The following is a 15031-nucleotide window of genomic DNA, read 5'->3' as shown; positions in this document are numbered from 1 at the left end:
TGCGGGGGTGAACCGGGTCGTCCTCGTGCGCCGCGGCGAGGAGGCCGTCCAGGCGCGCGAGTGCACCGAGGACGGCAGGCCGGTGGAGGTCACCCTGCTGCCGCCCGGGGAGCTGCCCGGCTACGTCCGGGAGCGGGAGTCCGCGCCGGTCCGCTGGGTGTGGGACGACACCACCCGGTGGTACCCGGCGCTCCTGGCGGCCGGCGTCCGGGTCGAGCGCTGCACCGACCTGCGGCTCGGCCACGCCCTGCTGCGGCGCTCGCCGTTCGCCGACCAGGCGCTGCTCGGCGGCGGCGACACCGCGGGGTGGGACGCGCTGCAGCCGGTGACCGAGGCCGCCCCGGCGCTGTTCGCGCTCGACGACCCCGCCGACCGCCTCGACCCCCTCGCCGAGCACGAGCGGCAGCAGGCGGTGCTCGCCGCGTCGCCCCGGCGGGCGCGGCTGGGCCTGCTGGTGGCGGCGGAGTCCTCCGGCGCGCTCGCCGCCGCCGAGATGACCTGGGCCGGCCTGCCGTGGCGGGCCGACGTGCACGAGCGGCTGCTCACCGGTCTGCTCGGCCCGCGGCCGGTCGGCGGGGCCCGGCCCTCGGGTCTGGAGGCGCTGGCCCGGGAGGTGCGCGCCGCGCTCGGCGTGCCCGACCTCAACCCGGACTCGCCGGGCGCGCTGCTGCGGGCCCTCCAGGACGCCGGGCTGCCGGTCCGCGACACCCGGTCCTGGACCCTCGAGCAGGTCGACCACCCCGTCGTCGCGCCGCTGCTGGAGTACAAGAGGCTCGCCCGGCTGCTCGCCGCCAACGGCTGGAACTGGCTGGACAGCTGGGTGCGCGAGGGCCGGTTCCGCTCGGTCTTCGTGCCCGGCGGCGTGGTCACCGGGCGCTGGGCGTCGAACGGCGGAGGAGCGCTGTCGGTGCCGGTCCAGGTCCGCCCCGCGGCGGTGGCCGACGACGGCTGGCGGTTCGTGGTCGCCGACGTCGCCCAGCTGGAACCGCGGGTGCTCGCCGGGATGAGCGGCGACCTCGCGATGGCCGAGGCGGCCCGCTCGTCGGACCTCTACCAGGGCATGGTCGCCTCCGGTGCGGTCGCGACCCGCGCCGAGGCCAAGGTGGGCATGCTCGGGGCGATGTACGGCGGCACCCGCGGCGAGAGCGGCCGCATGATGCCGCGGCTGGCCCGCCGGTACCCGCGCGCGATCGGGCTGGTGGAGGAGGCCGCCCGCGCGGGGGAGCGCGGCGAGGTCGTGCACACCCTGCTCGGCCGGGGATCGCCGGCGCCGACCGGGGCCTGGGCGCAGCGCCCGGTGGGGCTCGGCGAGCCCGCCGACGGGGACGACGGCAGCGAGCAGCGGGACCGCCACCGCCGCGCCTGGGGGCGGTTCACCCGGAACTTCGTCGTCCAGGGCACCGGGGCCGAGTGGGCGCTGTGCTGGCTGGCCGACCTGCGCAACCGGCTGTGGCGGCTCGGCGGCACCGGGCGGGTCGACGAGCGCCCGCACCTGGTGTTCTTCCTGCACGACGAGGTCGTCGTCCACACCCCCGAGGCCCTGGCCCAGGACGTGACCGCCGAGGTGCGGCGCGCGGCGGCCGAGGCGGGCCGGCTGCTGTTCGGGGCGTTCCCCGTGGACTTCCCGCTCGACGTCGCCGTGGTGCGGTCCTGGGCCGACGCCGGCTGAGGGCTCCGGGATCGTCGGTGGCAGCTGCCACGCTCGCCGCCCATCGCAGCCCGCAGCCCCGGAGGACCCGTGACCGACGACACCCTCGCCCCGCTGGCCACCGCGCTCGACGGCACCGGACAGCTGGTGGCCGCCGTGACGCCCGACCAGTGGGACGCCCCGACCCCGTGCACCGACTGGACCGTCCGCCAGCTCGTCAACCACCTCGTCGGCGGCAACCGGCTCGTCGTCCGCGTGCTGCGCGGGAAGCCGCTGCCGCCGATGGACCAGCTCGGCCGGCGGGCCTCCGTCGACCAGCTGGGGGAGGACCCCGCGGCCAGTCACCGGGACTCGGCCGACCAGCTGCTGGCCGCGCTGCGGGAACCGGGGGTCCTGGAGCGGGCGCACACGCTGCCCGCCGGGACGCTGCCCGGCCCCGCCCTCGTGCACCTGCGCACCGTCGAGACGCTGGTGCACGGCTGGGACCTCGCCCGCGCGACCGGCCGGCCCGCGCCGTTCCCCGACGAGCTCGCCGAGCCCGAGCTGGCGTTCAGCCGCGACCTGCTGGGGCGACTCCCGGAGGACCGGCAGCCGTTCGCGCCGTCCCGGCCGGTGGCCGACGACGCACCGGCGATCGACCGGCTCGCCGCGCTGCTCGGCCGGTCCGTGGGAGGAGGCGGACGGTAGCCGTGCGGCTGGACGTCCACGACCGCACCGGGCTGGACACCTCCACCCGCGAGTGACGCGCGCCCCGCGCCGGTCCACCCGCGCCCGCACGGCGGGCAGCGATTACGTTGAGCGGCATGTCGATCGAGTCGCCGGGGGGCGGGCCGGCGGGGACGATCCGCGACCTGGGGTTGCCCGGGCGGGCCGTGACCGCGCTGCTGCGCGCGGGCGTGACCACCACCGAGGAGCTCGCGGGCCTCAGCCGGCGGGAGCTCGCCGCGATCGACGGGCTCGGCCCGGGCCTGATCGCCGCGATCCGCACCGTCGTCCCCGAGCCGGTCACCCGCGTGCCCCGCGCGACCCCCTCGGAGGCCGAGGTGCACACCGAGGCGGTCGCCGCGGGGATCGAGGCCGACGACGAGGCGCCCACGCCGCCGCCCATCCCGTCGTTCGAGTCGCTGCGCGCGCCGCGGCGGCGGACGACGGTCGACCTGATCGTCCCGGCGACGCCGCCCCCCGAGGAGGCCGCGCCGGCCGCGGGCCCCTGGCCCGCTGCGGCGAACCGTCCGCGGCCCGCCGAGTACGCCGATCTGCGGCGCCTGTGCGTGCGCGGGGCCCGGGCCGCGGCCGGCGTGCCGGTGCGGCTGGCGTGGTGGTCGCTGCGCGCGCCGGTGACGGGGCTGCGTCGGCTGCTGGGCCGGTAGCGCCGACCGGGCTCAGCCGTCCCCGTCGCGGCGCCGTCCGGCCGCGACCACCTCGGTGAGGGTCTGGTCGTCACGGGCGATCCACGCCCGGCCGTCGTCGGTGAGCACCAGCGGGCGCTGGATGAGCCGCGGGTGCTCGGCGAGCAGGCGGATCCACGCGTCGGCGTCCTGCGGCAGGTCCGCCAGGCCCAGCTCGCGGGCGAGCGGCTCGGACATCCGCGTGACGTCCCACGGCTCGAGGGAGAGGGCGGCCAGCGCGGCGCGCAGCTCGTCCCCGGTCGGCGGGTCGTCGAGGTAGCGGCGCAGCGTGTACTCGACCCCGGCCTCCTCCAGCTGGGCGCGCGCGGCGCGGCACTTGGAGCAGGACGGGTTGAACCAGACCTCCACGGACCCACCCTAGGGCGGCCTCGCGGCCCTTCCCGCGGCCCCGACGACGGTTCGTGCACGTACCGCGTTCTGCGGGCACCGACCACCGCGGTACGTGCACACCCGGCGCGGGCGGCCCCGCGCACGCGGATCGACGGCGCCTACCAGCTCCGACCGTCGGGCGGGGAAGGCGCGACACGCATCACCCGACGAATCGTCGGCGCGCGATTGTCACAAACGCATAACGCCGGTTACTGTCGGTGGGTCCGCCCGGTCGTCACGTCCCCTCCGGGGAAGCCGGCGGACGCCGCCGAGTCGCCCTCTGGGGCGAGCCGGGGACCCACCGCAGTACTGGGGTGAATCCGCTCCGGGCCACGTGCCCGGGGCCGGTAGGGCTGCTTCCCGCCCGAACCCGTCAGCTAACTCGGTAGGCGGCTCACGGAAGAACGGAGAGCCGCCGCATGGCGTGCCCCTGCGCTGCTGGACGCCCCTCGTCGCTCCGGTACCGGGCGCGCCGGCGCACCTGACCGCACGCGGCCGTCCCGGGCCCGCACCCGCCGCACCCCCGAGCACCCTCGCTCGACCGGCGCCCCCGCCGTCCCCGGAGTGCCGCGGACCGGCCCGCCCGGACCGCCGCCGCCCCCGCCCGACCTCCCCCGCCGCAGCCCGCGCCCCGCCGTGGTCCCGCTGCGCTCGCACACCTCGGAGCAACACCCCATGGACCCCCGCACCACCACCTCCACCCGCGCAGACCGCCGCGGGAAGCCCCGCTCGCGCCGCCGTCCGGCGCTGCTCCTGGGCACCGCCGTCGCCGGCGCCGTCCTGGCCAACGCCCTCATCGGCGTGGAGCCGGCCGCGCAGGCGGAGGCCGGCGCGTCGGAGTCGGTCAGCGTCGCCGCGGAGCTCGGGCTCAGCGCCCAGTCCGCCCCAGCGCGGGTCGACGCGGCTCCGGACCTGCAGCCGCTCGAGGACCTCGCCGCCAGCCGCGCCTCCCGCGAGGCCGAGCAGACCGCCGCACAGCAGGCGCAGGCCGCCGCCGACCAGGCCGCGCGGGACCGGCAGCAGGCCGAGGCCGAGGCCGCCGCCCGGGCCGCCGCCGAGGCCGAGGCCGCCGCGCGCGCAGCCGCCGAGGCCGAGGCCGCCGCTGCCGCCGAGCAGGCCGCACCGGCGGCTGCCGCCGCCCCCGCGCGGGCGGCGGCCCCGGGCGCGGTCGCGCGGATCACCAACACCGCCGGGAGCATCAAGCCGGCCGCCCAGGCCGCCGCCAACGCCGTCGTCTCGAACGTGCCGGGCGCCGCCGACATCACCCTGGGCGGCACCCGCGCCAGCGCGGCCGACCCGCACGGCCACCCGTCCGGCCTGGCCGTGGACTACATGGTCCTGACCGACGCCGCCCTGGGCGACGCCATCGTCCAGTACCACCGCGACCACTGGGCCGAGCTCGGCGTGGAATACCTCATCTGGGAGCAGCGGATCCTGCAGTCGCCGAACGGGTCCTTCGAGCCGATGGCCGACCGCGGCGGCGTGACGGCCAACCACTTCGACCACGTCCACGTGAACTACCGGGGCTGAGCCCGCTCGGCCGGCCGCCGCGGGGAGGACCGTGGAGGTCGCCTGCGGATCGGTCGGGGAGGTGGTGGCCGGTGCTCGAACCGGGAACCGTGGCCGACCAGCTCGCGGCCGTCCGGGCGGACCCGCTGCGGGTCCTGGTCGTCGGCGCCGGCGTGGCGGGGGTGACGCTCGCGCAGTGCCTCCGCGGAGCCGGGCTGCACCCGGTCCTGCTGGAACGACGGCCCGCCGGCCCCGACCGGGGCTACATGCTCGGACTGGTCCCCCTGGTCGATCCGGCGCTGCGACACCTGCAGGTGGAGGGCGCCTACCGGGACCGCAGCGTGCCCATCCGCCGGTACACGCTGCGGGACCGGGCGGGCCGACCGGTGCGGGAGTACTCCTTCGAGAGCCTGCTGGCCTTCGGGGACCACCGCGGCATCGAGCGGGGCGAGCTCCTGGCCGTCCTGGCCGCCGCGGGTGGACCGGTCAGCAACGGCGCGACCGTCCGCCGCCTCGAGCAGGACGGCGCCCGTGTGCGCGCCGAGATCACCGACGGGTCCGCGGTGGCGACCGGCGAGTTCGACGCGGTCGTGGCCGCCGACGGGATGCGCTCGGCCACCCGGTCGCTGGCGATGGGCGACGGCGCGGCCCGGGGGTACGACACCGGCTGGGGCGGCTGGGTCGGCTGGACCGACCCGGACGACGCCCCCGACCGGTACGAAGAGTGCTGGGGGCAGGGGTTCTCCCTCGGCACGTACCCGGTCCCGGGCCGGGTCGGCGTCTTCCTGGGCGGCCCGCGCCGGGACACCGCCCGGGGAGCCGCCGAGTTCGTCGGCCGGGTGCGCCGGCGGCTGCGGGCCCACGACCTCCGGCTCGAGCGCGCACTGCGCACGGTCGCCGCCGGCCACGGCACCCACTACTGGCCGATGACCGACGTCCGGGCCGGCAGGTGGACCGCCGGCCGGGTGGTGCTGCTGGGTGACGCCGCGGCCGGGTTCCTGCCCACCGCGGGCATCGGGGCGGCCATGGCCATCGAGTCCGCCGACGTGCTGGGCCGGGCGCTGGCAGGGGCCACGCCGGGGTCCGTGCCGGCGGTGCTGCGGGACCACGAGGCCCGGCAGCGCCCCCGCGTGGAGTCCGCGCAGCGCACCTCCCGCGTCCTGGGCCGGCTCGTGTTCCGCAGGTCCCGGCCGGCCGCCGTCGTCCGGGACCTGGTCGCGCGGTTCGGAACGCTCGACCGGGCGCTGGCCCCGATCGTCCGGCTCCTCGCGGACCGGCCGCACGGCGGGTGAGCGGGCCCCGCGCCGTGCCGGGGCCCCGGGGGGCCACCCTGCGGTGGCGGTGCCGGATGTCCGGGTGTGCCATGTGCCTGCAGGCCTCCACCGGCAGGAGTTCCCGTGAGCACGTCGAGAGCATCGCTGGAGACCGACGACCACCCCGTCGACCAGGCCAACGTCCGGCGGGCCGCCCTCGGCGGGCTCGTCGGCACCGCGCTGGAGCAGTACGACTTCGTCATCTTACGGCACCGCGGCGGCCATCGTCTTCAACCGGGTGTTCTTCCCCGACGTCTCCCCGGCCGTCGGGGTGGTGGCGTCGCTGGGCGCCTACGCCGTCGGGTTCGCCGCCCGCCCGCTCGGCGGCCTGTTCTTCGCGCGCTTCGGTGACCGGCTCGGCCGCAAGTGGGTGCTGGTGGCCACGCTGTTCCTGATGGGCATCGCGACGTTCGCCATCGGCCTGCTGCCCACCTACGACCAGGTGGGGATCCTCGCGCCGATCCTGCTGGTCGTCTGCCGCTTCCTGCAGGGCTTCGGGGCCGGGGCCGAGCAGGCCGGCGGCGTGACGCTGCTGGCCGAGACCGCGCGGCGCTCCCGGCGCGGCCTGTACTCGTCGCTGGTCTTCGTCGGTGCGGCCCTGGGCTCGGTGCTCGGCGCCGTCGCCTGGATCCTCGCCCAGCGGCTCGACGACGAGGCGCTGCTGTCCTACGGCTGGCGGCTGGTCTTCTTCTCGTCGGTGTTCGTGACGATCGGGGCCTACGTCCTGAGGCGCCGGCTGCGGGAGTCCCCGGTCTTCCGGGAGACCGAGCGCGCGCGGATCGGCACCCAGGACACCCCGGTCGGCGACGTCCTCAAGCACGGTCGCCCGGGCCTGCTGCGGGTCTTCCTGATCAACATGGGGTCCAACGGGCAGTCCTACATCTACCAGGTGTTCATGGGCAGCTACCTGGTCACCTGGCTCGGCGTCGAGGCCGACTTCATCCCCGAGATCCTGCTCTACGGCGCGATCGGCGCCTGCTTCGCCGCCGTCGGGGCGGGTGCGGCCACCGACCGGTTCGGCCGCAAACCGGTGATCCTCGCCGTCCTGGTGTTCCTGTTCCTCTTCCCGGTGCCGGCGTTCCTCCTGGTCAACACCGGCTCGCCGGTCCTCATCGGGCTCGTCGTCGTGGTCGGGTTCATGGTCGCCGGCTACGGGACCGTGGGCAGCCAGGGCGCGTGCTACGCGGAGATGTTCGGCGCCCGCTACCGCTACGCCGGCATCTCGCTGGCCCGCGAGTTCTCCTCGGTCTTCGGGGGCGGCATCGCACCGCTGGTCTCCTCCGCGCTGATCACCTGGGCGTCAGGCAGCTGGTGGCCGGTCGCGGTCTACATGATGGGGATGATCGGGATCTCCGCCGTCGCCATGCTGCTGTCGCCGGAGACCCGTGGCCGCGACCTGCGCCTCGAGGACGACGCCGTCCCGGGGCGGCGCCCGGTCGCCGCCTGACCTGCGACGAGAGGCCCCCCGTGAAGCTGCTGCTGCCCGACTCCGTCCCGCTGGCGCCGGACCTGCCCGACGGCGTCCGCACCGTCACCTACGACGCCTCGGCCCCCGTCCCCGACGAGCACCTGGACGCCGAGGCGCTGGTCGTGTGGGGCAACGCCCCGGCCGACCTCGCCGCCGTCGCCGGCCGGATGCCGCGGCTGCGCTGGGTGCAGACGCTGGCGGCCGGACCCGACGCCGTGCTCGCCGCCGGCTTCCCCGAGGACGTCGTCGTCACCGCCGGGGTGGGGCTGCACAGCGCGACGGTGACCGAGCACGCCCTGGCGATGGTGCTCGCGCTGGTGCGCCGGCTGCCCGCTGCCGCCCGCGCGCAGGCGGAGCACCGCTGGGCCCGCGAGCTGGGCGGCCTGCAGCCGCTGCACCCCGAGGGTGCGGTCACCACCCTGATCGACGCCCGCGTCCTCATCTGGGGGTTCGGCGCCATCGGGCAGACCCTCGCGCCCCTGCTGGCCCAGCTGGGCGCCTCCGTCCGCGGCGCGGCGCGCAGCGCGGGGGAGCGGTCCGGGTTCGCCGTCATCGCCGAGGACGACCTGGACGCCGAGCTGAGCCGGACCGACGTGCTGGTCATGGTGCTGCCCTCGACCCCCGGCACCACCCGGGCCCTCGACGCCGGCCGGCTGGCCGCCCTCCCGGCGCACGCCTACGTGGTCAACGTCGGCCGCGGCTCGACGGTCGACGAGGCCGCGCTCGTCGCCGCCCTGGAAGAGGGCCGCCTCGCCGGCGCCGCCCTCGACGTGACCGAGACCGAGCCCCTGCCCGCGGACTCCCCGCTGTGGGACGCCCCCAATCTGCTGCTCACGCCGCACGCGGCCGGCGGCCGGCCGGTCGGCGCGGACGACCTCGTCTCCGCCAACCTCGCGGCGCTGCTGGCCGGCGGCGAGCTGCGGAACGTGGTGGACCGGTGACCGACGTGCTGGCCGCCCTGGGACGGGCGCGGCTGGTCCCGGTCGTGGTGCTGGACGACGCGGGGCACGCCGGCCCCCTGGCCGACGCGCTCGTCGCCGGCGGCCTGCCCGTCGCCGAGGTCACCTTCCGCACCCCCGCCGCGGCGGACGCCATCCGGGCCGTGGCCGACCGGGGGGACGTCCTCGTCGGGGCGGGGACCGTGCTGACCCCCGCCCAGGTGGACCGGGCCGTCGCCGCCGGCGCCCGCTACGTGGTCTCGCCGGGCCTGAGCCGCGCGGTCGTCGAGCGCTGCGCCGAGCACGGCGTCCCCGCCCTGCCCGGCGTGGTCACCGCGACCGAGGTGCAGGCGGCCCTCGAGCTGGGCGTGACGACCGTCAAGTTCTTCCCCGCCGGCACCTCCGGGGGTGCCCGCGCGGTCGCGGCGCTGGCCGCTCCGTTCGGCGAGGTGCGGTTCGTGCCCACCGGCGGCATCGGCCCCGCGGACCTGGCCGACTACCTGCGCCTCGACGCCGTCGTGGCGGTCGGGGGCTCGTGGATGGTGCCGCGCGACCGGATCGCGGCCGGCGACCTCGCCACCGTCACCCGGCTCACCGCGGAGGCGGTCGCGCTCGTGCGGGGCGGGCCGCCGCCCGGGCGGTGAGGCCTCAGTGGTTGTCGCGGGGGATGCCCGCGGTCCGCGCGACCCGCTGGTAGCCCACCGCCGGGCGCAGGACCATGCCGTCGCACAGCTGGGTGACCATCGAGCGCTGGATCTCCTGCCACGGCGTCTGCGACGGCGGGACCGGGTAGCCGCCGGCCTCCTCCAGCGCCCGGCGGCGCTCGGCCAGCTCCTCGTCGGGCAGCAGGACGTCGGCCCGGCCGGCGGGCAGGTCGATCCGGACGACGTCCCCGGTCCGGAGCAGCGCCAGCCCGCCGCCGGCCGCGGCCTCGGGTGAGGCGTTGAGGATCGAGGGGGAGCCCGACGTCCCCGACTGCCGGCCGTCGCCGATGCACGGCAGCGCGTGGACGCCCTCCCTGATCAGCGCCGCGGGCGGCTGCATGTTGACGACCTCCGCCGCGCCCGGGTACCCGAGCGGGCCCACGCCGCGGATCACCAGCAGGCACGTCTCGTCGATCTCCAGCGCCGGGTCCTCGATGCGGGCGTGGTAGTCCTCGGGCCCGTCGAAGACCACGGCGCGGCCCTCGAACACCCCCGGGTGCGCGGGGTCGGACAGGTAGCGCTCGCGGAACTCGGGGGAGATGACGCTGGTCTTCATGATCGCGTCGTCGAACAGGTTGCCCCGCAGCACGAGGAAGCCCGCGTCGGGCAGCAGCGCCCGGTCGAAGGTGCGGATGACCTCGCGGTCGGTCGCGGCGCTGTCCCGGCAGTTCTCGCCGATCGTCGCGCCGTTGACGGTGAGGGCGCCCTCGTGCACCAGCCCGTGGGCCATCAGCTCGTGGACGACGGCGGGCACCCCTCCGGCCCGGTGGAACTCCTCGCCGAGGAACCGGCCGGCCGGCTGCACGTCGACGATCAGCGGGACGGTCAGCCCCAGGTCCTGCCAGTCGGCCAGGTCCAGCGGGACGCCGGCGTGCCGGGCGAGGGCGCCCAGGTGGATCGGCGCGTTGGTGGAGCCGCCGATGGCGGAGGTGACGACGACGGCGTTCTCGAACGCCTCGCGGGTCAGCACGTCGGACGGCTTGAGGTCCTCGTGCACCATCTCCACGATCCGCCGGCCGGTGAGGTAGGCCATCCGGGCGCGGTCGCGGTGCGGCGCGGGGATGGCGGCGCAGCCGGGCAGGCTCATGCCGAGGGCCTCGGCGATCGCGTTCATCGTCGAGGCGGTGCCCATGGTGTTGCAGTGGCCGGGGGACGGCGCCGAGGAGGCGACCAGGTCGACGAACCCGGCCTCGTCGATCTCCCCGGCGGCCAGCAGCTCGCGGGCTTTCCAGACGATCGTCCCCGACCCGGTCCGCTCCCCGTCGTGCCAGCCGTTGAGCATCGGCCCCCCGGACAGCACGATCGCCGGCAGGTCGACGGTGGCCGCGGCCATCAGGCAGGCCGGGGTGGTCTTGTCGCAGCCGGTGGTCAGCACGACGCCGTCGAGCGGGTAGCCGTGCAGCACCTCCACCAGGCCGAGGTAGGCCAGGTTGCGGTCGAGCGCCGCCGTCGGGCGCCGCCCGGTCTCCTGGATCGGGTGCACCGGGAACTCCAACGCCAGGCCGCCGGCGTCCCGGATGCCCTCGCGCACCCGCTCGGCGAGCACCAGGTGGTGCCGGTTGCACGGGGCGAGGTCCGAGCCGGTCTGCGCGATGCCGATGACCGGCCGGCCCGACTGGAGCTCCTCGCGGGTGAGCCCCCAGTTGAGGTACCGCTCGACGTAGAGCGCCGTCATCCCGGGGTTCTCGGGGTTGTCGAACCAGGCCTGGCTGCGCAGCCGTCGTCCGGGCGTTCCGTCGTCGTCCACCGGGGCCTCCTCTCGCCGGCCGGGGCCGGGTGCCGCGCGACCGCTCCGGGCGCGATTGTGGGACGACGCGCGGGCTCCCGGCGACCCTGCCACCCTGGACGGTGCCGCGGCCCACGCGCGCACGGACGTGCGGCACACGGGAGGAAGGGACATGGGGGACAAGCCGCCGCTGGGGCCGGTCTCCACCGCCCGTCAGGTGCCGCGGTGGTCCGAGCTCCGCGAGGTCGTCCAGTTCCGGCGGCCGCGGCTGGGCCGCACCGCTCGGCGGCTGGAGCACGCGCTCACCGTCCGCGACCTGCGGGCGGCCGCCCGGCGCACCACGCCGCGCGCGGTGTTCGACTACGTGGACGGCGCCGCCGAGGAGGAGATCACCGCGGCCCGCAACGTCGCCGCGTACCGGCGGGTGACGTTCCTGCCGGACGCCCTGCGCTCGGTGGCCGACCCCGACCCCGGCATCGAGCTGTTCGGGTCGCGCATCGCGATGCCGCTGGTGTTCGCGCCGACCGGCTACACGCGGATGATGCACCACCACGGGGAGGCGGCCGTGGCGGCCGTGGCCGAGCACGTCGGCGTGCCCTACGCGCTGTCGACGGTGGGCTCGACCTCGATCGAGGACGTGCGGGCCGCGGCCCCGGGGGGCGAGCTGTGGTTCCAGCTGTTCTTCACCGCCGACCCGGCGGTCAACGAGGACCTCCTGGCACGGGCCGAGGCGGCCGGCTACACCACGATCCTGCTCACCGTCGACACCACGGTCTCCGGGATGCGCTACCGGGACGTCGTCAACGGCCTGACCATCCCGCCCACGCTGACCGCCCGCACCGTGCTGAACATGTCCCGCTTCCCGGTGTGGTGGTTCAACAAGCTGACCACCGGCGGGATGACCTTCGCCTCGCTCACCGGGGTCCCGGGCAACCCGACGCCGGGCGAGGTCGCGAGCATGATGTTCGACCCCGGCCTGGACCTCACCTCGCTGGACTGGCTGCGCGCGCGGTGGCGGGGCAACCTCGTGGTCAAGGGCGTGACGACACCCGCGTCGGCCCGCGAGGCGGTGGAGCACGGGGCCGACGGCGTGGTCGTGTCCAACCACGGCGGCCGCCAGCTGGACCGCTCGGCCGCCACGCTGGACGTGCTGCCCGCCGTCCGAGCCGCCGTCGGCCCGGAGGCCACGGTGCTCATCGACGGGGGCGTCCTCCACGGCCAGGACGTCGTCGCGGCCCGCGCGCTCGGCGCCGACGCGGTGATGATCGGCCGCGCCTACCTCTACGGGCTCATGGCCGGCGGCCGGGACGGCGTGCTGCGCACCTACGAGGTCCTCGCCGAGGAATACCTGCGCTGCATGCAGCTGCTCGGGGTGCGGCGCAGCGCGGACCTCTCCGAGCGGCACGTCGCCTTCACGCCGCACGGCCCGGGGGACTACCCGAACGTCTCGGTCTGACCGCCGCCCGCGCACCCCGGGTTGCCCCCGTGCCGCGGACGTGCAGCAATAGGGCCACGGAGGCGGTGACGCAGCTCACACAGGGGGCGCGATGGTCACGACTCGTCCGGGCGGCCGGCCCTCCTCGGTGGTCGACCGGTTCCCCACCAAGTACCTGCCCGCACCGTCGGTGCGGGACATGCCGGAGCCGCCGTCGAGCTTCCGGCACGTGATCGGACCGGGGATCATCGCCGCCGGCGTCGGCATGGCCAGCGGCGAGTTCATCCTCTACCCCTACATCGCCTCGCAGGTCGGCCTCGTCTTCGTGTGGGCCGCGTTCGTGGGCCTGGCCACCCAGTACTTCCTCAACATGGAGATCGAGCGCTACACGCTCGCCACGGGGGAGACCGCGCTCACCGGCTTCAGCCGGTACTGGCGGCACTGGGGCCTGGTCTTCGCGATCATGGCGTACTTCGCCAACATCTGGCCGGGGTGGGTGACCAGCTCGGCGACCCTGGTCACCTACCTCGTCGGCGGCAGCGTGGTGCCGATCGCCATCGGCATGCTGGTCCTCATCGGCCTCGTCCTGACCCTGGCGCCGGTGGTGTACCAGGCCCTCGAGAAGATCGAGATGGTGAAGGTCGCCGCCATCCTGCTGCTCATCGCCGTCGCCTCGGTCGCCGTGATCGGCGCCTCGACGTGGGCGGACCTGCCGCACATCGTCACGCGCGCGGGGCTGCCCTACGAGGAGCTCGGGTTCGCGCTGCTGCTGGGCGCGCTGGCGTTCGCCGGCGCCGGCGGCGGGCAGAACCTGTGCCAGAGCAACTGGATCCGCGACAAGCGCTTCGGCATGGGCGCCTACGTGCCGCGGATCGTCAGCCCGGTCACCGGCCACCTGGAGGCGGCCCCCTCGACCGGCTACGCGTTCGAGCCGACCCCGGAGAACCTCGGCCGGTGGCGGCGCTGGTGGAAGTTCGCCAACACCGAGCAGCTGACCACGTTCGTGCTGATCAGCTTCCTCACCATCCTGTTCACCTCGCTGCTGGCGTACGCCACCGTCTTCGGCCAGGAGGGGCTGGCCAGCGACATCTCGTTCCTGCAGGCCGAGGGCGACGCGCTCAACGCCAGCGTCGGCGGCTGGTTCGGCACCTTCTTCTGGATCATCGGCGCGTTCTCGCTGTTCGCCGCCGCGCTGGGCATCGTCGACTACACCAGCCGGCTCGGGGCCGACGTCCTCAAGACCGCGTACCTGCGCAACGCGAACGAGAGCAAGATCTACTTCGCGCTGGTGTGGGGCCTGGTCGCGATCGGCTGCATCGTGCTGCTGTCCGGCCTGTCGCAGCCGCTGATCCTGCTGGTCATCTCCGCGGTGACCGGCGGGCTGATGATGTTCATCTACTCCGCGCTGCTGCTGCTGGTGAACCGGCGGGTGCTGCCCGAGGAGATCCGCCCGGGCGGCGTCCGGGTCGCCGCGCTGGTCTGGTCGTTCCTGCTGTTCGGCTTCCTCTCCGTGCTGACGTTCAACGAGCAACTGGCGAAGCTCTTCGGTGGGTGAGCAGGGGCCGGGCGCCGTCCCGCGGGTGGTCACCGCGGGGGAGACGATGGTGCTGGTCGTCCCCCTGGCCCCCGGCCGGCTCCGGCACGCCGGCGCGGCGACGCTGTCGATCGGCGGCGCGGAGAGCAACGTCGCCATCGGGCTGTCCCGGCTCGGCGTCCCGGCCGGCTGGGTGAGCGCCCTCGGCGAGGACGAGCTCGGCGAGCTGGTCCTGCACCGGGTGCGCGCCGAGGGCGTGGACACCAGCGCCGTGCGGCGGGTCCCCGACCGGCCCACCGGGCTCTACCTGCGGGAGGAGGTCGCCGGCGCGCTGCGGGTGTACTACTACCGCCGCGGGTCGGCGGCCTCCACCCTGGCGCCGGGCGCGTTCGACCCGGCGGTCCTCGAGGGCGCCGCCTTCCTGCACCTCACCGGGATCACCGGGGCGCTGTCGCCGGAGTGCGCCGAGTTCCTGCCGTGGGCGGCGCGCACCGCTCGGGAGGCGGGCGTCCGGGTGAGCTACGACGTCAACTACCGCAGCCGGCTGTGGGAGCCGGCGGCCGCGCGGACGGCGACCGAGGCGCTGCTGCCGCACGTCGACGTCCTGCTCGTGGGCGACGAGGAGGCCCGCGCCCTGTGGGGGGAGGACGAGACCTGCCTGGAGCGCCTCGCCGACGCCGGACCTGCCGAGGTGGTGCTCAAGCTCGGCGCCCGCGGCTGTGCGGCGGCGGTGGACGGCGAGCGGCTCACCTCCCCGGGGTTCCCGGTCCGCCAGGTCGACCCGATCGGGGCCGGGGACGCGTTCGCGGCCGGCTACCTCGCCGCGACCCTGTGGGGCCTCCCGCCCGACGAGCGGCTGCGGACGGCGAACGCCATGGGCGCCTTCTGCGTGCAGAGCGCCGGCGACTACGAGGGCCTGCCCAGCCGCCGTGAGCTGACCGCGTTCCTCGACCGGACCGTCGACCTCGGGAGGTGACC

13 protein-coding genes and 1 riboswitch are annotated in these 15031 nt (G+C 76.1%); of the genes, 11 read left to right on the top strand and 2 right to left on the bottom strand.

What is annotated here, in order from left to right:
• Positions 1–7: 7 nt before the first annotated feature.
• From ACI789_RS16630 to ACI789_RS16620, 3 genes are all read left to right on the top strand, one after another.
• Positions 8–1669, top strand: coding sequence for a bifunctional 3'-5' exonuclease/DNA polymerase (locus ACI789_RS16630; RefSeq protein WP_457010478.1), 1662 nt, complete (start codon positions 8–10; stop codon positions 1667–1669).
• 69 nt (positions 1670–1738) lie between these two features.
• On the top strand, positions 1739–2335 hold the full coding sequence (locus ACI789_RS16625) for a TIGR03086 family metal-binding protein (protein ID WP_457010477.1): 597 nt from the start codon (positions 1739–1741) through the stop codon (positions 2333–2335).
• 116 nt (positions 2336–2451) lie between these two features.
• On the top strand, positions 2452–3018 hold the full coding sequence (locus tag ACI789_RS16620; RefSeq protein WP_457010476.1) for a hypothetical protein: 567 nt from the start codon (positions 2452–2454) through the stop codon (positions 3016–3018).
• A gap of 12 nt (positions 3019–3030) precedes the next feature.
• On the opposite strand, the gene ACI789_RS16615 is transcribed toward ACI789_RS16620, so the two are convergent.
• The gene (locus ACI789_RS16615; protein ID WP_457010475.1) at positions 3031–3405 is read right to left on the bottom strand and encodes an ArsC/Spx/MgsR family protein; all 375 of its coding nucleotides are present in this window, start codon (positions 3403–3405) and stop codon (positions 3031–3033) included.
• Positions 3406–3682: 277 nt separating this feature from the next.
• Positions 3683–3833, top strand: a riboswitch (cyclic di-AMP (ydaO/yuaA leader).
• A 268-nt stretch (positions 3834–4101) separates the two neighbouring features.
• Between ACI789_RS16615 and ACI789_RS16610 the strand changes: the two genes are divergently transcribed.
• The 5 genes from ACI789_RS16610 to eda all read left to right on the top strand — a co-directional run bounded on the left by ACI789_RS16610 (position 4102) and on the right by eda (position 9298).
• Entirely contained in the window at positions 4102–4956 is an 855-nt protein-coding gene (locus ACI789_RS16610; RefSeq protein WP_457010474.1) for a hypothetical protein, read from the top strand.
• A gap of 71 nt (positions 4957–5027) precedes the next feature.
• A complete protein-coding gene (locus tag ACI789_RS16605; protein WP_457010473.1) occupies positions 5028–6227 on the top strand; it encodes an FAD-dependent oxidoreductase in 1200 nt (399 codons plus the stop codon).
• A 244-nt stretch (positions 6228–6471) separates the two neighbouring features.
• Positions 6472–7695 (top strand): MFS transporter, encoded by a 1224-nt coding sequence (locus ACI789_RS16600; protein WP_457010557.1) that lies wholly within the window; start codon positions 6472–6474, stop codon positions 7693–7695.
• 20 nt (positions 7696–7715) lie between these two features.
• On the top strand, positions 7716–8657 hold the full coding sequence (locus ACI789_RS16595; RefSeq protein WP_457010472.1) for a phosphoglycerate dehydrogenase: 942 nt from the start codon (positions 7716–7718) through the stop codon (positions 8655–8657).
• The gene (gene eda / locus ACI789_RS16590; protein WP_457010471.1) at positions 8654–9298 is read left to right on the top strand and encodes a bifunctional 4-hydroxy-2-oxoglutarate aldolase/2-dehydro-3-deoxy-phosphogluconate aldolase; all 645 of its coding nucleotides are present in this window, start codon (positions 8654–8656) and stop codon (positions 9296–9298) included. The genes ACI789_RS16595 and eda overlap by 4 nt, the downstream gene beginning before the upstream one ends.
• 4 nt (positions 9299–9302) lie before the next feature.
• Here the strand turns inward: eda and ACI789_RS16585 are convergent, their stop codons facing one another.
• Positions 9303–11105 (bottom strand): IlvD/Edd family dehydratase, encoded by a 1803-nt coding sequence (locus ACI789_RS16585; protein WP_457010470.1) that lies wholly within the window; start codon positions 11103–11105, stop codon positions 9303–9305.
• Positions 11106–11256: 151 nt separating this feature from the next.
• Here ACI789_RS16585 and ACI789_RS16580 point away from each other — a divergent pair, with 151 nt between their 5' ends.
• The 3 genes from ACI789_RS16580 (at position 11257) to ACI789_RS16570 (ending at position 15029) form a co-directional block, all read left to right on the top strand.
• Positions 11257–12540, top strand: coding sequence for an alpha-hydroxy acid oxidase (locus ACI789_RS16580; protein ID WP_457010469.1), 1284 nt, complete (start codon positions 11257–11259; stop codon positions 12538–12540).
• Between the two features lie 91 nt (positions 12541–12631).
• Positions 12632–14074, top strand: coding sequence for an Nramp family divalent metal transporter (locus ACI789_RS16575; RefSeq protein ID WP_457010468.1), 1443 nt, complete (start codon positions 12632–12634; stop codon positions 14072–14074).
• The gene (locus tag ACI789_RS16570; RefSeq protein ID WP_457010467.1) at positions 14067–15029 is read left to right on the top strand and encodes a sugar kinase; all 963 of its coding nucleotides are present in this window, start codon (positions 14067–14069) and stop codon (positions 15027–15029) included. Before ACI789_RS16575 ends, ACI789_RS16570 begins: the two co-directional genes overlap by 8 nt.
• Positions 15030–15031: the final 2 nt, after the last annotated feature.

The organism is Geodermatophilus sp. SYSU D00965, assembly GCF_054050075.1.
Note: the sequence above shows the minus strand (reverse complement) of the source record. Positions and strands in the feature narration are given on the sequence as shown.